Here is a 17,117-nt window from a genome sequence, read left to right as displayed (position 1 = left end):
ATTCCTAATGGACAGTGGCTTCCTGTAATTGAAGCTGTTCAATTACAGATGAGTATTCTTCCATGACAAGTTCTGCTCCTTTACTATTTAAATGAACACCATCTAAAGTAAAATGCAGCCCTCTTTTTTGGGATAATCGATCAATACGCAAAGGATTTTTATAAAACAGTACATCTTTCATCACTTGCAGAACTTTGGTGTTAATATAATCCGAGCTATCAACTTGTTGCAAATGACTTTCAAAAACCTTTTGCATATTTAAAAAGCTAACATTTGCATATTTAGAAGAGATGGAATGAATAATGGAGGAAAGCTCTTTTAATTCCGTATTTGATGCATTTTTTATCTCCTCTCCTATTAAAGCTGGTGTTACTAAAACGACATGTTTAGAGGAAGTTAGAATCATTTCTAAAACATTTACATAGTATCCTTTAAACTCTTGATGATCTTCTGTAACTGGCTGTGCTTGCACTTTCAAAAGCTTAGCATAGACATCATTAACACCAATCCAAAGAAAGCTGAGGTCATAATAACTGCCTAACGTCGATCTCTCTAATCGAGTGTGTAAGCTTTTCACTGTCTCACCTGGCTTACCAAGATTATCAAATTTTATATGTGGATGTTTTGCTGTTAATTGTTTAAAAAATGAAACCCCTGGTCGCCCTTCTGTTAAACTGTCTCCTATACATGCAATTTTCATTTAAATCCCACCTTTTTTGATTTCCTTCAAAAAAATGGTTATTGCTTGTTGAAAAAGTGGCTCTAACTTCTTAAGCTCCTGAGTATTTGTAAGCTGACATAATCCGCCTAGCCAAGTTCCTAGTAGAATTGTCCATTCATCAATATTTCCATTAACAAATTCTCCTCTATCAATACCTTCTTGAAGGATTGCTTGATAAGCACCCATCGGCACAATCGCTAAATTGAATAATTGCTGCACGGATTCAGAGCTGGATTTGGGATTGGCAGCTAGTTCTTGCCCTGATCTTAGTAAAGGTGTTTGGTAATGATAGAGAACATGCATAGCCATACCATATAATTTTTCTGTTGCCGTGGAGTAGGTAATTTCTTTTTGCAGCCATTTGTTGTGCCAATCTTGCATTGTTTGTTGTGCTAAAAGAACAAAAAGCTTTTCTTTGTTTTCAAAATGGTAATAAATATGTCCCTTACTGTAGCCTGAAGCGGTTGAAATATCTCCAACTGATGTTTGATTATAGCCCTTTTGAGAAAACAAACTAACCGCATGTTCCATAATTTCGATTTTTGCTTTCTCGCTATCATAACGTCTTTTGCTCAAGAATTTTCTCCTTTTTAAAATTTGAACGGTCGTTCTAATCTGATTATACAATATTTTTTTAATTAATAAATAGGTAAATACCTAATTCTTTATGTTGTCACAATTGCTTACTAGATAAAGCATTTGTTTATAATTAACTCGTTTTAATGGTTTAATTTTGGATTGTCACTGTAATAACAGAGTATTATGTTGGGGATTATTGGAAATGGTGTGTGAAAAGTCATTGTTATAGAGGAAAAATCTGTTTACAGTGATAATGTGTGGACATATTACTTTGTAGATGGTATCGGTTTAGTTAAAGAGCTTTACAATTATGACGTTATTTACGAGCTTCTTAATCGTACAGAAAATTAACTCTTCGTGACAGAAAAAGCAAGTCTCCTATTAATAAGAAAGCTTGCTTTTTGTTATGGAGCATCTAATCCAATGAAATATGAAAAAAACGATGAAGGGCTTGTAGCCATTCCTTTTCATTCTGAGTTGTATAGGTTGTTAGGGATTGTCCCTCGTATATTCGGAATTCATTGTTAAGCATTGTATGTCGACCACGAGGAGTACGGATCATAGCGATTTTATTTTTTTGTTTAGAAAGTCTTGGGGCGAACTTTGCATCATTTGCGTCATCAAAAAAACTATAGAGTAAACGCCAATTCTGTTTTGTTTGTTCATACAGCATCCATCCATTTGTATCATCTTGTTCAATTTTATAAAGTTCGTTGCCTTCACGATGTTGATGGCCTGCTATTAGTGGAACTGGTTTACAAGGAGCTAATGCACCTACGCCAACATCAGAAATATATGATTGACCAGCATAATTGACAAGCAATAGCTGATGCATTGGTACATCTTCGATAGGTGTATCTACTTCAAGATTACGCCAAAACTGTGCATATCGATTTGTCACTGAAAAACCAAGCTCACGGAGTAGCCAGCTAAATAAAATATTTAGCTCAAAGCAATTGCCTCCACGCTTATGAATAATTATTTTTTGAAAAATATCAGGAATAGAGAAGGAGATGCCTTGTTCCAAAACAACATCTAAGTTTTCATACGGGATAGAATTTAAATGACTTGTTTGCAGTTGTCCAAGTAGTTTAATGGTTGGCTCAGTTAAAGGACCTTGAAAATGAATATGTTTCAAATATTGCAATATTTGCGAATTCATACGATACTATCGCCTCACTTCCTTATTTATTAACATAACCGAAATGGCTTGAGATTACACGTACAATCTTTTTAAAAGAAAATAATAGAAAAGTAGATAGATAACTAGTAAAATTTAAGTGTTAGCTACTATTTAGTAAACTATTTTCCAATTAAGTCCACAATAAATCTTGTAAGGTAGGTATATAAATGACAACGATGAAATGGGTAGAAGTCAATTCGTATGATGAAATGAGCGAAGTGGCAGCGAATATTTTTACTAAGCAATTAAAGGAAAAGCCTGTAAGCATTTTAGGACTAGCAACTGGTGGTTCACCTGTAGGAATGTATGAGGAATTAGTGAGACGTCAACAAGCTGAACAGGTCTCGTTTAAAGATGTTATCACGTTTAACCTAGACGAATATGTAGGTTTGGATCAAAATAGCCCAGCTAGTTATTGGACGTTTATGCATGATCAATTATTTAATCATGTAGATATAAAACAAGAAAATATACATTTACCTAACGGCAAGGCAGAGGATTTAGCTGCGGAGTGTGCAGCGTATGATGCTCGAATTAAGGAAGCAGGAGGCATTGATTTACAGCTTCTTGGTATTGGTGTTAATGGACATATTGGCTTTAACGAACCTGGCACACCCTTTGAATCACTCACTAACATTGTAGAGCTTACTGAATCTACGCGTACTGAAAATGCGATTTATTTTGATGATCCTAAGGATGTTCCGACACATGCTATTACCATGGGTATTCAATCGATTATGAATGCCAAGGAAATCGTGTTGATTGCATTTGGTGAAAAAAAGCTAGAGGCAATTGAACGATTAAAAAGTGGAATCGTAAATGAAGATTTCCCAGCAAGTCAATTACTAAATCATCCAAATGTAACGGTTATTTACGGAGGAACAAAATAATGAATAAGCGTAGACTTCAAAACTAATTGGAGCCTACGCTTATTTATATAGAACCCTTAAACTGATGGATAGAAACAATGAACTGCTGAATAGCACTCTTGAACTGATGGATAGAAACAATGAACTGCTGAATAGAACTCTTGAACCAATGGATAGACTCACCAAATCAATGGATAGGATTTAAATTCAGCTCACTTTTCTACCCGATACGATGACCCCTGCAACAACAGCAAGTCCCCCGACAATTTGAAAGGCATGAAGCTTTTCATCAAGAAACAGTACTGCAAAGATGGATGCAAATACAGGGATGAAGTTTAAATAAATACTTGCCTTATTTGCACCTAACTGTACAACACCACTATTCCAGCTTAAAAAGGCAACAACGGATGCGAAAATCCCAACATAGAGAATGGCGGCAATTGTTGACCACTGCCAATGAATAGAATTTGTAAGCGTTGCGGTTTCATAGATATAAAACGGTAATAGCATAATGGCTCCAATAAAAATTGTTACTAGGAATGTTGATCGTCCTGGTAAGCGATGGGCGTAATGTTTTATGAGTAGTGAATAAATACTCCAACAGAAGACTGCGACGAGTACAATTAAGTCACCTTTATTAAAAGTAAAATCAACTAGGCTTGCAATGGAGCCTCCTGAAATAATAAAAATGACACCACTAAGTGATAAAGCAGTTCCAAGCAGCTGATATTTTGATAGTTTTTCCCGTAAAAAAATAAAGGATAATATGTATATCATAATTGGTGTTGATGAGTTCATTAAAGATGCATTAATAGACGTTGTATAATGTAGACCGATATACACTAGGGTATTAAATGCTGCAACACCTGTTAGAGATAAAATAATTACGATTGACCAATTTTCCTTGAGCTTACGCCACTCATGCTTTAAACTCCGATAAGCAATGGGGAAAAATACGATAAAGGCGACGCACCATCTTAGAAAGGCTAGTGTAAGAGGAGGGATATCCCCACTAACTGCACGACCAATAACAAAATTACCACCCCATAAAAGAGTCGCGAGCAATAATAATATGTATGGTGGGATTTTCATGATGCAATAGCTCCTTTAAGGTTAGAATATTATGGATAATTATAGCCACTAATGCTATGAATAATCAATGCCTCCTTATAATCAGTATGCTAGAATAAGGAAAAAGGGAGGAGAAAATCTGATGAAAAGCACAGTACCACATTTACAAAAGGGAGATACAGTCGGCATAGTGGCTTTATCGAGTCTAGTGGAACCTGAAAAGTTAGGAGAGGCAGTATCCTTTCTTGATGATTTAGGTCTTCACTATATTATTGGAGATACGATCCAAGCAAAGCATGCTTATTTAGCAGGTAGTGATGAGATGCGACTAGCTGACTTTCATGAGATGGTTAGAAATCCAGAGATCAAGGCCATTTTCTGTGTTAAAGGGGGCTATGGCTCCGCACGTATTGCTGAGAAAATTGATTATACTCTATTAGAAGAACATCCAAAAATCTTCTGGGGCTTCTCTGATCTTACATATTTACATTGTGCAATTAATGAATATGCTAATTTAGTAACGTTTCATGGTCCTCTACTAATGTCTGTTGGAAAAATTGATGAGCTATCGAAAAGGATGTTTTTACAGTTATTTTCTCCAATTGAAATACAATATACTGAAGAAATTTCACCATTAACAACAATTGCAAATGGTGTAGCTCGCGGTCAAATTATTGGAGGAAATTTACGTCGTCTTGTGAGCTCAATAGGGACAAAATTTGAAGTCAGGACAGAAGGCAGAATTTTACTGATTGAGGAGATTGCAGAGCCTATTCCACGAATAGATTCGATGCTGCAGCAATTAAGGCAGGCAAGAAAGCTTGAGCAGTTAACAGGAATTATAATTGGCTCCTTTACACAGACAGGGGCGGATGAAGCAGCACTTCTTACGTTAATGGAGGAGTATTTTGGAGAGTTAGGAATTCCTGTTGTAGCAGGCTTTAAAATCGGCCATGAAGCAACAAATATTGCCATTCCATTAGGGGTAGATGCCATTTTGGATGCACAGGAAAAGGTGCTGAAAATTTTACCTGGTGTGCATTAAAAAAGCACTCTACATTTGGGCATCCGTCCCTTGTGTAGAGTGCTTTTTTTATTTTAGTAAGGCTCTGCATCATGCCCTTTATTGATTGCATCTTTAGGAGCATCGTCACCATCAATATTGCCGAGAGGCTTTGATGTAGATGAGTTTTTTTCAGCCTTTTGCAATCCTTCTTTTAGCAAGCGGCCGTATTCTTTATCGGCTTCCTCTGCTAAAGCAATCATGGCCTCTTGAATTGCCATATTACATACTGACAAATCACGAATTAAGTTTTCAAGAAGCTCATCTCGCTCCCATTGCTCAAAATTCCGGTACGTTTCTCCTGCCTGTTTAGTATTGCTTTGACGATCAATAGACTCACGTACTAGATTACCTTCTATATACGGTGTATATTCTTTGTCGATTTGAGTTGCTTCCTTTAATCCATTTAGCATGGAAGGATCATAATTAATATGTGGATTTTGTCCAGGAGCTAAATCACGTTTGTACATCATTTGACCGCCATTTTGATTGGTTGCTACTCGTTTTTTAGGAGCATTGATTGGTAACTGTAGATAATTTGCACCTACACGATGACGCTGAGTATCAGAATATGAGAATGTGCGTCCTTGTAGCATTTTATCATCTGAGAAATCCAATCCGTCTACCAGTACACCTGTACCGAAAGTTGCCTGCTCAACCTCAGCAAAATAATCTTCAGGATTTTTATTTAACACCATTTTCCCCACTGGATGCCATGGAAATTGATCATTCGGCCAAAGCTTTGTATCATCTAATGGATCAAAATCTAGCTCTAGATGTGGTCCGTCCTCCATTATTTGTACATTTAATTCCCATTCAGGATAATCGCCCTGTTCAATTGCATCGTATAGATCCTGCGTTGCATGATTAAAATTCTTCTTCTGAATCTCCTCAGCTTCTCTTTGGGTTAAATTTTTAATACCTTGTAAAGGCTCCCAATGATATTTGACAAGGACAGCCTTGCCCTCACTATTTACCCATTTATATGTGTTAACACCAGAGCCTTGCATCATTCTATAATTTGCAGGAATACCCCATGGTGAATAAACGAATGTGACCATGTGGAAGGTTTCTGGTGAGCTTGCACAAAAATCAAAAAAGCGTTCTACATCCTGAATATTTGTAATTGGATCAGGCTTAAAGGCATGAATCATATCTGGGAACTTCATAGCATCACGTATAAAGAAAATTTTTAAGTTGTTGCCAACTAAGTCCCAATTTCCATCCTCTGTATAAAACTTTACAGCAAAGCCGCGTGGATCTCGTAAAGTTTCTGGGGAATGACCACCATGTATAACCGTTGAAAAACGTACGAAAACAGGTGTTTTTTTACCTTTATCCTGGAAAACTTTTGCTCTTGTATATTTAGAAATAGGCTCATCTCCGACAGCACCATAGGTTTCAAAATAACCATGAGCTCCTGCACCACGAGCATGAACAACTCGTTCGGGGATTCGTTCACGGTCAAAATGGCTCATTTTTTCTAAAAAATCGTAATTTTCAAGTGTAGCAGGTCCACGATTACTGACGGTTCTTAAATTTTGATTGTTGGTAATGGGGTGCCCCTGCCGATTCGTTAAAGTTGTATCATCTTGATGTGTTGAATCATTTTGTTTTGTCATTGTTTGACCCCCTTCTTTTGGATATACCCATTCTGTCCTTTAGTAGGGCAAACTAGACATAAAAAGGCTCTCCTACATACAAGATGTAAGAGAGCCTTTGGATGGCGTTTTCAAAAAATAATCAAGTTTGCTGAGTATAGCCTTTGCCTATAGTTGGTTATTGGTCATCGGTCATATGGTAACAGGTCACATGTTATTGGTTTAAGTTAAGTTAGCTTCATAAAGCTAGATTGAAAACAACACATCCAAGATGGAGTACAAGACTCCATACATCTATTGTATACAGTTTCAGAGAATATGGAAAGCCTTAGCAGAAAAAGGACTAAAGTTAATATAAAATATTGTAAAATAGTTAATAATTACTATGGAAATATTAGTATTAGTTTATCATAATTGTAATGTGCGAATACGGAAATATTTTGTAGAAAAGTATATTCCAATTTGTATATTTAGTAATACGGAAATAAATTTAGGGGGAAATAAGGTAATGAAGAAGGCTTTGTTTTTACTACTAGCTCTAATGCTAGTTGGGTGTTCTGGCGAAGGAGCCGAAAAGGATAAAGAGAAGAATGTAAAAGAAGAAGAGGTAGTAAAGGAAGAAAAAATTGTTCCAGTAAAATATGATGAGGTAGATACTGAATCAAAAGCTGCTGTAGAAAAGTTTGTTCAAAAATACAATGTCAGAGTTGATTTATATAAACAGGATACAGAGAATCCTATTACATTAGAGAAAATTCCTGAGCCAATAACTAGTGATTTAATGAAAGAGGACAAAATCCTTTCACAAACTCTATTGGATGCGGACTTTATAAAATATAAGGGTCATTATACAATAGTGGCTAAATATAATGAGGAAAAAAAATTAATTGGCTATAATATTTCCGTAGAAGGTATCCCTGCTAATGAGGTAAGTGAAGAGGGTGACGAATGGGAAGAAGGATTTTTATCAGCAATGTCAATTACTGATGCAATTGGCTTAAATTTAGATAAAAATGAAGAAGAGTTAGGGAAAGCTTTAGATGAAGAGAAAAAAAGTCATACATATACTGATTCTAATTATAATGTAACTTTCCTTTTAGCTGATATGGATTTAGGACAATTTGAAGTTAATTATGATTTAGCTAATTAAAATAAGAGTCTTTCATACAGTGTTACACCCCAAAAGTTATAAATTTAACATTTGGGGTGATTTATTTGTTTAAAAATATTGAGAATCATCGAAGTTAATAGTAACACTGTAGTTTTTTGCATTGATAAGATTTGATAATTTATGGGCGTCTTTTTCTAATTGAATGGCACGCTCACGATATTCATCTGGCTCATACATTGCAATCTCATAAAGCATTGTATTTTCTCCATAGCCCATTCGTACACTTTCTTTTTCATGCATACTAAATTGTTTGCAAAGCTCAGCATCTGCACGGAGCTGTGTTGCAAGCTCGATAGCTTCAACTAAAGCAAATGTTTCACCTTTAAAACTTACTGAATTATTTATATTTGCTTCATAGACTAATCGATCTAATGTACGAGCGTCAAGACGTACTTGAGCTAGTTCTGCCTCAATGATCTTCATTGCACGATTACTTGTTTTTGGAGCTTGTCCCTTTTCTACAGTTACAAAGGCACTACGATGTAATTCACTAATAAGCTCCTGAACTTTTTTTCCTAGAATACTTTTAAGTTTAACGGCTTCTGCAAGATTAATCATACAAACACTTCCTTTTTATAGTGTCGTAGCTGGTACTACGTTGTTTAATAAGACAATATTATAGTCGCCCCCATGAATTTGGTTAAACATCTTACCTGCTGAGGCTAAAAGCTTAGCTGCATTTTCTTCTGTTAGTGATGGTCGAAGGTAGAAAATCTGCAAAGCCTCAGTCGTTTCCTCTGAAACAGAAGTACGCTTAGAATCGACAAACGGTGACCCAAATGCTCCTTCAGCGTCTTTGCTATAGAGAATATTATTTAATGAATTATAGCGTTCATTTAAGCCTTCATAGCCAGTATCCTCATTGCCAAGTGCAATTTCTACATCTCCTTGTAGTTTATCTACATCATATAAGCCTACTGGAATTTCATATTGCAGGGAAAAGAAATTATTTAAATCTACACCTGAATGATAGGGTGTTAAATAATTTTGCTTACTAATCCGACGCATTAAGCTTTCTGCAGAGTGACGGTACCGATTCGGATCCGCACCAAGCTTTTTCCATAGCCGTCGCCATTCTGCAATTCCTTCCCGTTGCGTAACAGGGTTTTCCTGCATTTCTATATAGAGATTTTCTTGATACAATTGCATACGACCTTTAATCATTTGAGGCGATTCGGCTACAACAATTTTGGTATAATGGATAATACCGATTTTTAGCTCAGGATGTTGTGTCAATAGGGATTGATTAATTGATATATCCATAAAACATCACCTACTTTATCTATTTCTATTATTGTATCATGTAAGGAGTTGGAAATAAAATGAACATACATGACCTACAACATGAGTTTGTGGCGTATGCAATGTCCATTGGTATAGACAAGATTGGCTTTACAACAGCAGCTCCGTTTACAGAATTGAAAAATCGACTGCGACGACAGCAAGAACTTGGGTATCAGTCAGGCTTTGAGGAAAGCAATATTGAAAAACGTACCGAACCCATACAATTATTAGATGGAGCAGAGAGTATTGTGGCGATAGCTGTAGCCTATCCATCGCGTATGCAGAATGCACCTGTAGGCAAAAAAGGTGCAAGACGCGGAATTTTTTGCCGTGCTTCTTGGGGTGTCGATTATCATACAGCATTACGCGAACGATTGGCATTATTATCAGCTTGGCTAGAAGAGCGAGTAGAAGGTGTTCGTATTGAATCAATGGTGGACACGGGTGCACTTGTAGATAGAGCAGTTGCTGAACGTGCAGGAATAGGCTGGAGCGGGAAAAACTGCGCCATTATTACACCTGAATTTGGTTCATATGTCTATTTAGGAGAGCTTGTCACAAACATCCCCTTTGCGCCAGATAATCCTATGGAGGATGAATGTGGAGACTGCCGTTTATGTTTAGATGTTTGCCCAACAGGTGCTTTAATCGAGGGCGGACAGCTAAATGCTCAGCGCTGTATTGCTTTTTTAACGCAAACAAAGGGAACACTACCTGATGAGTTTCGTACACATATTGGCAATCGATTGTATGGCTGTGATACATGTCAGACCGTATGTCCAAAAAATAAAGGCAAAATCAATTGGATACATGAAGAATTTAAACCAGACCCAGAGCTAGCCAAGCCATTGCTGACACCACTATTGAAAATTTCAAATCGTGAGTTTAAAGATAAGTTTGGACATGTTTCTGGCTCATGGCGGGGGAAGAAGCCCATTCAGCGCAATGCTATATTGGCCCTTGCCCATTTTAAAGAAGAAGCGGCTGTTCCAGATTTAATTGCACTTCTGGAAAAGGATGATCGCCCTGTTATTCGAGGGACAGCAGCATGGGCTTTAGGAAAGATAGGGGGGGAAGAAGCCCATTCCGCATTACTTAAAGCGAAAGGTAAGGAAAGTGACGAAGAAGTACGCATTGAAATTGACAAAGGATTGCAATTTTTCCAATAAAATGAATGAGTGAATATCTCAGGATTAACTTGACCGGAGCGCTCAAAAGCGTGAGAAACGACTCAATTTTGGGAGGAGTCTCTCAAAAAGAAAGATGCAGCGTTTAATATGGAGGAGAAATGCCCTAACAGTACGATTTAAGATAAAAAAATATTTTTACATCTGAAATTTTTAATAAGGAAGTGTACCGTTATGCCACTGCATATCGTTTTATATCAACCAGAGATACCAGCAAATACAGGTAATATTGCACGTACCTGTGCAGGAACAAATACCTCACTGCATTTAATTCGACCTCTTGGCTTTTCTACAGACGATAAAATGCTTAAACGTGCTGGATTAGATTACTGGCATAGTGTCAATGTTGTGTATCACGATTCACTAGAGGAATTTTTAGAAGCATCAAAAAATGGAGATGTTTATTTAATTGAAACGTATAGTGAAGAGCCATTCACAACACATGATTTTAGCGATAAAGATCGTGATATTTATTTTATGTTTGGAAAAGAAACAACGGGTTTGCCGAAGGATTTTGCTTACGAGCGTCGACATATGTGCTTGCGAATTCCGCAGAGTGAGCATGTCCGTTCACTCAATCTATCGAATACAGCGGCTATTGTTATTTATGAAGCATTACGCCAACAAGGTTACCCAGGGCTACATTAAAAAAGGCAGTTCTCCACCAGGGGAGAACTGCTTTTTTAAGTTAAATGGATAGCATCTCAAAACTGATGGATAGAGTCCAAAAGAGAACGTTAGAATCCAAAAAGTTAACGATAGGGCTCAAAAACTGACGGATAGAATGCCATTTCCTAAAATTTCAATAAAATTTTATTACCAGCAGGGTCCTCAGTTTGGAAACCTCCAGTGATATCAGTAACAGGAGCACCAATAGCACGAAGATTTTCTTTCATTGTTGCTGCTTGTTGTTCATTATCTAAACGCAAAGAAAAAGTTTTTAAGCCGACTTGATGTTCACCTAGCTTTGGTGCATTTTCTGAGTACCAAGTATTTAAGCCAATGTGATGATGATAGCGGCCTGTAGAAATAAATAATGCTTGTGCACCATAACGAGTGACAATGTCAAAACCTAATCCCTTTGTATAAAACTCCTCTGCTTCTGATAAGTTTGATACAGATAAATGAATATGGCCCATTACTGTACCCGCTGGAAGACCACTCCATGTATTATTACCTTCTGCTAATATTGACTGAATATTAAGTGGCTCAGTAACCATATGCACTTGGTTAGAATGCCAAGTCCATGTATTTTCAGGTCGATCTGCATAAATTTCAATGCCATTTTTATCAGGATCACTTAAATATAGTGCTTCACTGACATCGTGGTCAGATGCCCCAAAATACACACCATTTTTATGAAAATGACTAATAACATTTGCTAAATCACGACGAGTAGGCAATAGAAGTGCAAAATGGTAAAGCCCAGTAGTAAATCTCGTTTTTTCTTCTACAGTTTCAGGTTGAACGACTGTTAGTAATGCTGTTTTGCCATCAGCAGTTAAAGTGGCTTTATGAGATTCTTGATGTAAGACTTTAAAGCCAATAACCTCCTGATAATAGGCTAGTGAACGTTGTAAATCACTCACTTTAATTTCTACATTTGTAACATAAGTGTTTGGTTTTTCATGAAAATGCATAAATAGACCTCCATATATTTAAAAAGTTATTTTTCGTTATCAACTTACTTTATGTAAGTAAGTTTATTTTATAAAGTACAGAAAGTCAAGTCATTTTATTCATCAAAATAAAAGAGAAGTAATTCTTGAATAAAGAAAATCACTAAGCATATAAAATGCTTAGTGATTTTCTCATAGTGTTGAAAAATTAAATAGTCAAGGGACTTTTTGTGAATATTTAGTTAAAATGAAGGTGATTTCCGTTCCAGGCTACTCGCTTTGCTGCTGACGCTTCGCTTTCGCGCAGAGCAAGGCTTCCTGTGGGTGAGCGACGAGCCGCTTCCTGCGCTGACGCTCCGTGCAGGGTCTCGTCTGTCTCGCTATCCCACGGGAGTCGAGTAGCCTTGCTCTCCAATCAGCAATAGTGTAGAACTTTAAATATTTTCTTCCCTCAAAAGAAAAGTAAAGTAAAAGCATGTTACTCACCATCATTAAATGGATAGAATATTGGTACAATTCTACAGCTATTAACCTACATTTTATGCGTAAAACTACTTTGTCACTTTACATAAAGTACTCCTCTGTTTTCGCATAGAAAAATGTTATCAAAGCTCCATTTTTGCACAATATAATGATGGCTAAGACTTCAAATTTATCACTATATATTTGTGTGAATTGCCAACAGAAAATACGATGAGCGACGGTTGATTGGAGTGTAGACTGAGTGACTCCTCGGGGATTCAGCGTCACAGATGAGACCCTGGAGCGAGCAGATTAGGGGAACGAAGGTTAAAACCGTCACGTCCTGTGATAACGCCTTCGTGACCAACCTCCTGTTGCCCCAAGCGGCTCATCGGACGCCCCCAGGAAAGCACTCAGTCGGAACGGAGATCAACCCCTCGTTTTGAAAAAGGACTATACTTTTTAATTTGTCACCTTGATGTCATTGACATAATAGTATTTCAACAACATGAGAAAATCACTAAGCATATAAAATGCTTAGTGATTTTCTAGAGGTATTATTTGTCTGATTTGTAGTCGCCTTCGTAACCAGCAGTGAAAATAGCAGATAAGAATGCAACAGTTACACCAATAATTAATAATAATTTCATGGAAGAACCCTCCTCATGTTTATACAGACATCTCTTTTTAGTATAGCTTATCTACTAGAAAATTAAAATGACATAGTGAAATAAAATATGTCAGAAATGGTTCAAGCATAACTATTTCGGGAAAACTATTAGAGAGGTGATGATAATGGAAAAAAAGGTTCCGAATATAGAAAACGGTACAATGGCTAGAAACTTTAAAGATTTGCAGGATTTAGGAAAGCAAATGGAGCATTTACGTGATGGCTTAGAGCTTGTGGAGGATGAGCGTATTCCAGATCCTATCCAAGTAGATGACCCTGAAGAAGAAAAAAAGGACTAGATATATTGAAATTCCGTAGATATGACCTCTCAAAAATTTTCCTTATTTTCTTAAAACCAATTTTTTGTATAATGGAACTAGGAAAAGAAAGGGGTTGTTATTCTTGAATTTACAATCAACAAAAACATTAACAAATGGTATAGAAATGCCTCGCTTAGGTTTAGGGGTCTATAAAATGACTGAGCGTGATGAAACATTGCAGGCTATTGATAAAGCACTTAAATTTGGTTATCGAGCTATTGATACAGCCTCTCTTTATGGCAATGAAGCGGAAGTGGGCGAAGCCATTCGCTATTCAGGTGTTAAGCGTGAGAATATATTTGTTACGACAAAGGTTTGGAATAATGACCAAGGTTATGATGAAACGTTACGAGCTTTTGAAGTATCGTTGAAAAAATTAAATATGGATTATTTAGATTTGTATTTAACGCATTGGGCAGTACCTGAAACATTTGAAGAAACATATAGAGCCATTGAACGTCTATATGATGAAAAATTAATTCGAGCAACAGGTGTGTCGAATCACCATGAGCATCATCTACAAAAGCTATTAGCAAAGGCAAACATTCAGCCAATGGTTAATCAAGTCGAGGTACATCCATATTTACAGCAAGATGATTTAAGAGCTTACTGTAATGAGCATGGCATTGCTGTGACTGCATGGTCTCCACTAGGGCGTGGGGGTGTGCTTGATAACGCAGTTATTACAAAGATTGGGCAAGAAATTGGTAAAACAGCCGCACAGGTAGTACTGCGCTGGCATTTACAAAGGGATACACTTATTATTCCAAAATCAGTTACGCCAAGTCGTATTGAAGAAAATGCGCAGGTTTTTGATTTTGAGTTATCCTTAGCACAAATGGATCAAATAACTGCTTTAAACCGTAATGAACGCTTTGGACAGGATCCAGATAACTTTAAATTCGATTTTTAACTATTCATCCATTTAACTTTACTACTAAATGGAAAATCCCGCTCTTCTAGTCTGAGGGCGGGATTTTCAGGTTCTATTATTTTGATTCTTTTACAAATGGAATATAATTAGAAAGCATTTTTGCCATATGAGCACGTGTAGCGTTATTACCTGGCATAAATTTGCCATTTGAACCACTAACAATCTTTAAGTCTTTCATAAGTGCAATTGCATTTTGAGTTTCAGTGTTGTATTGAGCAATATCACTGAAATCAGCTTTTAAGCCAGCTTTTGCATCATGTTGAAGATTGTATGCACGAGCAAACATTAGTGCAAGTTGAGCACGAGTAACTTTTGTATTAGGATTGAATTTACCATTTACACCTTTAACAATGCCTGCTTCAGCAAGAGCTGTAATTTCCTTTTGTGTTGCAGGATTTACATTGCTAAGATCCGAGAATGTTGTTTGACCTTTTGCCTCAAGTTTTAATGCACGTGCGATAAATGAAGCAGCCTGAGCACGAGTTAAGTTAGCATTTGGTGAATATGTTGTTGCAGTCGTACCATTTGTTAAATCACGGTAATAAAGATCACGAACATAGCCCTCTGTTTCTGAGCCTTTTGCGATATCCGTAAATGGAATTGTTGCAATAATGCGCCCTTCTACTTTCGGATTAACATTTTTCAATGTAGTCAAGTGTTCGATAAACATTTCATAATCAATAGTACCAGGCTCACTTACACGTCCATCAGCATAAGCTTTTTCAAGTGTTTCGTAGCCGTCTCCACCTTTAGCAGTAAAGGTATTTGTTGCAGCTTTATAGTAAGCAGCTTTGTCTAGTTCTTTACCATTTAATTTAATTGATTTTACTCGTTTACCAGCTGGAGCTTTTCCATCGAATTCTACTTGTAAACCAGAGAAGTGTAGGAAGCCACCAGATTCTTTCGGGAACTCTTTTACACTATGTTCGGCAATGTCATAGATTTCAGCACCTGTTAATTTTACGATACCAAGTGCATTACCGAAAGGCATGACTGTCATTACTTCGCCAACTGTAATATCTCCTGCATCAATGCTAGCACGGATACCACCGCCATTTTGGAAGGCAAATTGTACTTCTGGATCAATTTTCTTGGCACCAGCAAGCATACCATCTGTAATTAAGTTACCTAGGTTTGTTTCACCAGCACGAACGCCCCAAAGACCACGTTTACCATCTAATACTGAAACTGCTGTATTACCTGTTGATTGTTGTTTTACAGCTGAAATTTTTTCTGTATATGGAGCTAACATTTCAGTTGTTTCTGGGTCTGCTGCAACCGGATTTTCTTTATCATTTAAAGCGTGTAATTGCCCAAAATAGTCAACAACCGCACCATTATTATTAAATGTTAAATCAAGCTCACCTAAATTCTCGCTATATTGACCTGTTTGAACGATAATTGTAGGATTTTTAAAGGATGTTTCTGCTTTCACAGCTTTGTCTAATTTAGTATGTGTATGACCACCAACAATAACATCAATACCCTCTACAGCTGCCGCTAGTAATTGATCGTTATCGAAATCCTTTGAATCATCAAATCCTAAATGAGTAAGGGCCACAATTTTATTAACACCTTGTTTTTCAAATTCTGCTACTGCCTTTTTTGCAGAGTCGATATAATTGGCAAATTGCACATTAGCAACGCTTGAAATAGAAGGAGTTTCTTCAGTTGTTAAACCAAAAATACCTACTTTTTCTCCATCGACTTCTTTAATAATACCGTTATAAATTTTACCGTTTTCGAAGTCTTTTGTGATTGTTTTAAATTGTGAGCCATTAAATAAAGATTCTTTTGAAAAATCAAGATTGGCCCCTAGTAATGGGAATTCTGCTCCTTTTACAAATTTCGCTAGAGCAGCATGACCTTCTGGGCTTGACCCTAAATCGAACTCATGGTTACCAAATGTCATAGCATCGTACCCCATTAAGTTCATTAACTTCATTTCAACTTCTCCTGTGAATTCATTGAAGTAAAGCGTGCCAGTCAAAGCGTCACCTGCATCTAATAGAAGTGAATTTTGATTTGCAGCACGCAACTCTTTTATTTTTGTAGCACGTTGTGGAGCATTTTCTGCATGTGAATGTGTATCATTGGAGTGTAAAATTGTTAATTTGAAACTATCCTTCGTAGCTGCTGGTGCTGTTTCTGCTGCATGGGCAGCAAAACTAGGAGTAGCTAATAAACTAGCAACTAGAGTTGTTGCTGCAATACTTTTAACCCATTTCATCAATAAATTCCTCCCTCATAATATGTCAGATGACTGACAATTTACTCTTATTCTATCATGAAAGAAATCCTCCGTCATTACCATTAATGGTAAATGTATATTAAATTTGTTGTAAAAAATAGATTAAGAAATTTCAAATGATATATTTATACT

General features: G+C 36.7%; 16 protein-coding genes. 7 read left to right on the top strand and 9 right to left on the bottom strand.

Annotated elements, in window-relative coordinates:
- Positions 1-4 precede the first annotated feature (4 nt).
- The 3 genes from ACQKIM_RS19200 to ACQKIM_RS19190 all read right to left on the bottom strand — a co-directional run bounded on the left by ACQKIM_RS19200 (position 5) and on the right by ACQKIM_RS19190 (position 2,462).
- Entirely contained in the window at positions 5-700 is a 696-nt protein-coding gene (locus ACQKIM_RS19200) for an SGNH/GDSL hydrolase family protein (RefSeq protein WP_427546981.1), read from the bottom strand.
- A complete protein-coding gene (locus ACQKIM_RS19195; protein WP_427546978.1) occupies positions 701-1,297 on the bottom strand; it encodes a TetR family transcriptional regulator C-terminal domain-containing protein in 597 nt (198 codons plus the stop codon).
- 418 nt (positions 1,298-1,715) lie between these two features.
- Complete coding sequence (locus ACQKIM_RS19190; protein ID WP_427546975.1) at positions 1,716-2,462, bottom strand: arylamine N-acetyltransferase family protein; 747 nt, start codon at positions 2,460-2,462, stop codon at positions 1,716-1,718.
- Positions 2,463-2,659: 197 nt separating this feature from the next.
- Between ACQKIM_RS19190 and nagB the strand changes: the two genes are divergently transcribed.
- Positions 2,660-3,373 carry a glucosamine-6-phosphate deaminase gene (gene nagB / locus ACQKIM_RS19185; RefSeq protein ID WP_427547013.1) on the top strand — a complete coding sequence of 238 codons (714 nt, stop codon included), beginning with the start codon at positions 2,660-2,662 and terminating at the stop codon, positions 3,371-3,373.
- A gap of 186 nt (positions 3,374-3,559) precedes the next feature.
- On the opposite strand, the gene ACQKIM_RS19180 is transcribed toward nagB, so the two are convergent.
- Entirely contained in the window at positions 3,560-4,444 is an 885-nt protein-coding gene (locus ACQKIM_RS19180) for a DMT family transporter (RefSeq protein WP_427546972.1), read from the bottom strand.
- A gap of 121 nt (positions 4,445-4,565) precedes the next feature.
- Between ACQKIM_RS19180 and ACQKIM_RS19175 the strand changes: the two genes are divergently transcribed.
- Entirely contained in the window at positions 4,566-5,468 is a 903-nt protein-coding gene (locus ACQKIM_RS19175; protein ID WP_427546969.1) for a S66 peptidase family protein, read from the top strand.
- Positions 5,469-5,521: 53 nt separating this feature from the next.
- Here the strand turns inward: ACQKIM_RS19175 and ACQKIM_RS19170 are convergent, their stop codons facing one another.
- Positions 5,522-7,108 carry a catalase gene (locus ACQKIM_RS19170; RefSeq protein ID WP_427546966.1) on the bottom strand — a complete coding sequence of 529 codons (1,587 nt, stop codon included), beginning with the start codon at positions 7,106-7,108 and terminating at the stop codon, positions 5,522-5,524.
- A 364-nt stretch (positions 7,109-7,472) separates the two neighbouring features.
- On the opposite strand from ACQKIM_RS19170, the gene ACQKIM_RS19165 reads away from it, so the two are divergent.
- On the top strand, positions 7,473-8,237 hold the full coding sequence (locus ACQKIM_RS19165; protein ID WP_427546963.1) for a hypothetical protein: 765 nt from the start codon (positions 7,473-7,475) through the stop codon (positions 8,235-8,237).
- Positions 8,238-8,306: 69 nt separating this feature from the next.
- Here the strand turns inward: ACQKIM_RS19165 and ACQKIM_RS19160 are convergent, their stop codons facing one another.
- Together ACQKIM_RS19160 and ACQKIM_RS19155 are read right to left on the bottom strand one after the other, a co-directional pair.
- The gene (locus ACQKIM_RS19160; protein ID WP_427546960.1) at positions 8,307-8,816 is read right to left on the bottom strand and encodes a hypothetical protein; all 510 of its coding nucleotides are present in this window, start codon (positions 8,814-8,816) and stop codon (positions 8,307-8,309) included.
- Between the two features lie 15 nt (positions 8,817-8,831).
- The gene (locus tag ACQKIM_RS19155) at positions 8,832-9,521 is read right to left on the bottom strand and encodes a B3/B4 domain-containing protein (protein ID WP_427546957.1); all 690 of its coding nucleotides are present in this window, start codon (positions 9,519-9,521) and stop codon (positions 8,832-8,834) included.
- 59 nt (positions 9,522-9,580) lie between these two features.
- Between ACQKIM_RS19155 and queG the strand changes: the two genes are divergently transcribed.
- Complete coding sequence (gene queG / locus ACQKIM_RS19150) at positions 9,581-10,711, top strand: tRNA epoxyqueuosine(34) reductase QueG (RefSeq protein ID WP_427546954.1); 1,131 nt, start codon at positions 9,581-9,583, stop codon at positions 10,709-10,711.
- Between the two features lie 192 nt (positions 10,712-10,903).
- Positions 10,904-11,377, top strand: coding sequence for a tRNA (uridine(34)/cytosine(34)/5-carboxymethylaminomethyluridine(34)-2'-O)-methyltransferase TrmL (trmL, locus tag ACQKIM_RS19145; protein WP_427546951.1), 474 nt, complete (start codon positions 10,904-10,906; stop codon positions 11,375-11,377).
- A 146-nt stretch (positions 11,378-11,523) separates the two neighbouring features.
- Here the strand turns inward: trmL and ACQKIM_RS19140 are convergent, their stop codons facing one another.
- The gene (locus ACQKIM_RS19140; protein WP_427546948.1) at positions 11,524-12,369 is read right to left on the bottom strand and encodes a VOC family protein; all 846 of its coding nucleotides are present in this window, start codon (positions 12,367-12,369) and stop codon (positions 11,524-11,526) included.
- A gap of 1,236 nt (positions 12,370-13,605) precedes the next feature.
- Between ACQKIM_RS19140 and ACQKIM_RS19135 the strand changes: the two genes are divergently transcribed.
- Positions 13,606-13,779, top strand: a complete 174-nt coding sequence (locus tag ACQKIM_RS19135) for a hypothetical protein (RefSeq protein ID WP_427546944.1) — start codon at positions 13,606-13,608, stop codon at positions 13,777-13,779.
- A 103-nt stretch (positions 13,780-13,882) separates the two neighbouring features.
- A complete protein-coding gene (locus ACQKIM_RS19130; RefSeq protein WP_427546941.1) occupies positions 13,883-14,713 on the top strand; it encodes an aldo/keto reductase in 831 nt (276 codons plus the stop codon).
- 76 nt (positions 14,714-14,789) lie between these two features.
- Here the strand turns inward: ACQKIM_RS19130 and ACQKIM_RS19125 are convergent, their stop codons facing one another.
- Positions 14,790-16,964, bottom strand: coding sequence for a 5'-nucleotidase C-terminal domain-containing protein (locus ACQKIM_RS19125; RefSeq protein ID WP_427546938.1), 2,175 nt, complete (start codon positions 16,962-16,964; stop codon positions 14,790-14,792).
- Positions 16,965-17,117: the final 153 nt, after the last annotated feature.

Origin of the sequence: Lysinibacillus sp. NPDC047702, assembly GCF_050272555.1 — a bacterium.
GTDB lineage: Bacteria > Bacillota > Bacilli > Bacillales_A > Planococcaceae > Lysinibacillus.
Note: the sequence above shows the minus strand (reverse complement) of the source record. Positions and strands in the feature narration are given on the sequence as shown.

Excerpts from the sequence above, each read along its gene's own strand:
- ACQKIM_RS19165 (WP_427546963.1), top strand. The coding sequence starts at position 7,473 with ATGGAAATATTAGTATTAGTTTATCATAATTGTAATGTGCGAATACGG.
- ACQKIM_RS19155 (WP_427546957.1), bottom strand. The coding sequence starts at position 9,521 with ATGGATATATCAATTAATCAATCCCTATTGACACAACATCCTGAGCTA.
- ACQKIM_RS19175 (WP_427546969.1), top strand. The coding sequence starts at position 4,566 with ATGAAAAGCACAGTACCACATTTACAAAAGGGAGATACAGTCGGCATA.
- ACQKIM_RS19200 (WP_427546981.1), bottom strand. The coding sequence starts at position 700 with ATGAAAATTGCATGTATAGGAGACAGTTTAACAGAAGGGCGACCAGGG.
- ACQKIM_RS19140 (WP_427546948.1), bottom strand. The coding sequence starts at position 12,369 with ATGCATTTTCATGAAAAACCAAACACTTATGTTACAAATGTAGAAATT.
- queG (WP_427546954.1), top strand. The coding sequence starts at position 9,581 with ATGAACATACATGACCTACAACATGAGTTTGTGGCGTATGCAATGTCC.
- ACQKIM_RS19135 (WP_427546944.1), top strand. The coding sequence starts at position 13,606 with ATGGAAAAAAAGGTTCCGAATATAGAAAACGGTACAATGGCTAGAAAC.
- ACQKIM_RS19125 (WP_427546938.1), bottom strand. The coding sequence starts at position 16,964 with ATGAAATGGGTTAAAAGTATTGCAGCAACAACTCTAGTTGCTAGTTTA.
- ACQKIM_RS19160 (WP_427546960.1), bottom strand. The coding sequence starts at position 8,816 with ATGATTAATCTTGCAGAAGCCGTTAAACTTAAAAGTATTCTAGGAAAA.
- ACQKIM_RS19190 (WP_427546975.1), bottom strand. The coding sequence starts at position 2,462 with ATGAATTCGCAAATATTGCAATATTTGAAACATATTCATTTTCAAGGT.
- nagB (WP_427547013.1), top strand. The coding sequence starts at position 2,660 with ATGAAATGGGTAGAAGTCAATTCGTATGATGAAATGAGCGAAGTGGCA.
- trmL (WP_427546951.1), top strand. The coding sequence starts at position 10,904 with ATGCCACTGCATATCGTTTTATATCAACCAGAGATACCAGCAAATACA.
- ACQKIM_RS19180 (WP_427546972.1), bottom strand. The coding sequence starts at position 4,444 with ATGAAAATCCCACCATACATATTATTATTGCTCGCGACTCTTTTATGG.
- ACQKIM_RS19170 (WP_427546966.1), bottom strand. The coding sequence starts at position 7,108 with ATGACAAAACAAAATGATTCAACACATCAAGATGATACAACTTTAACG.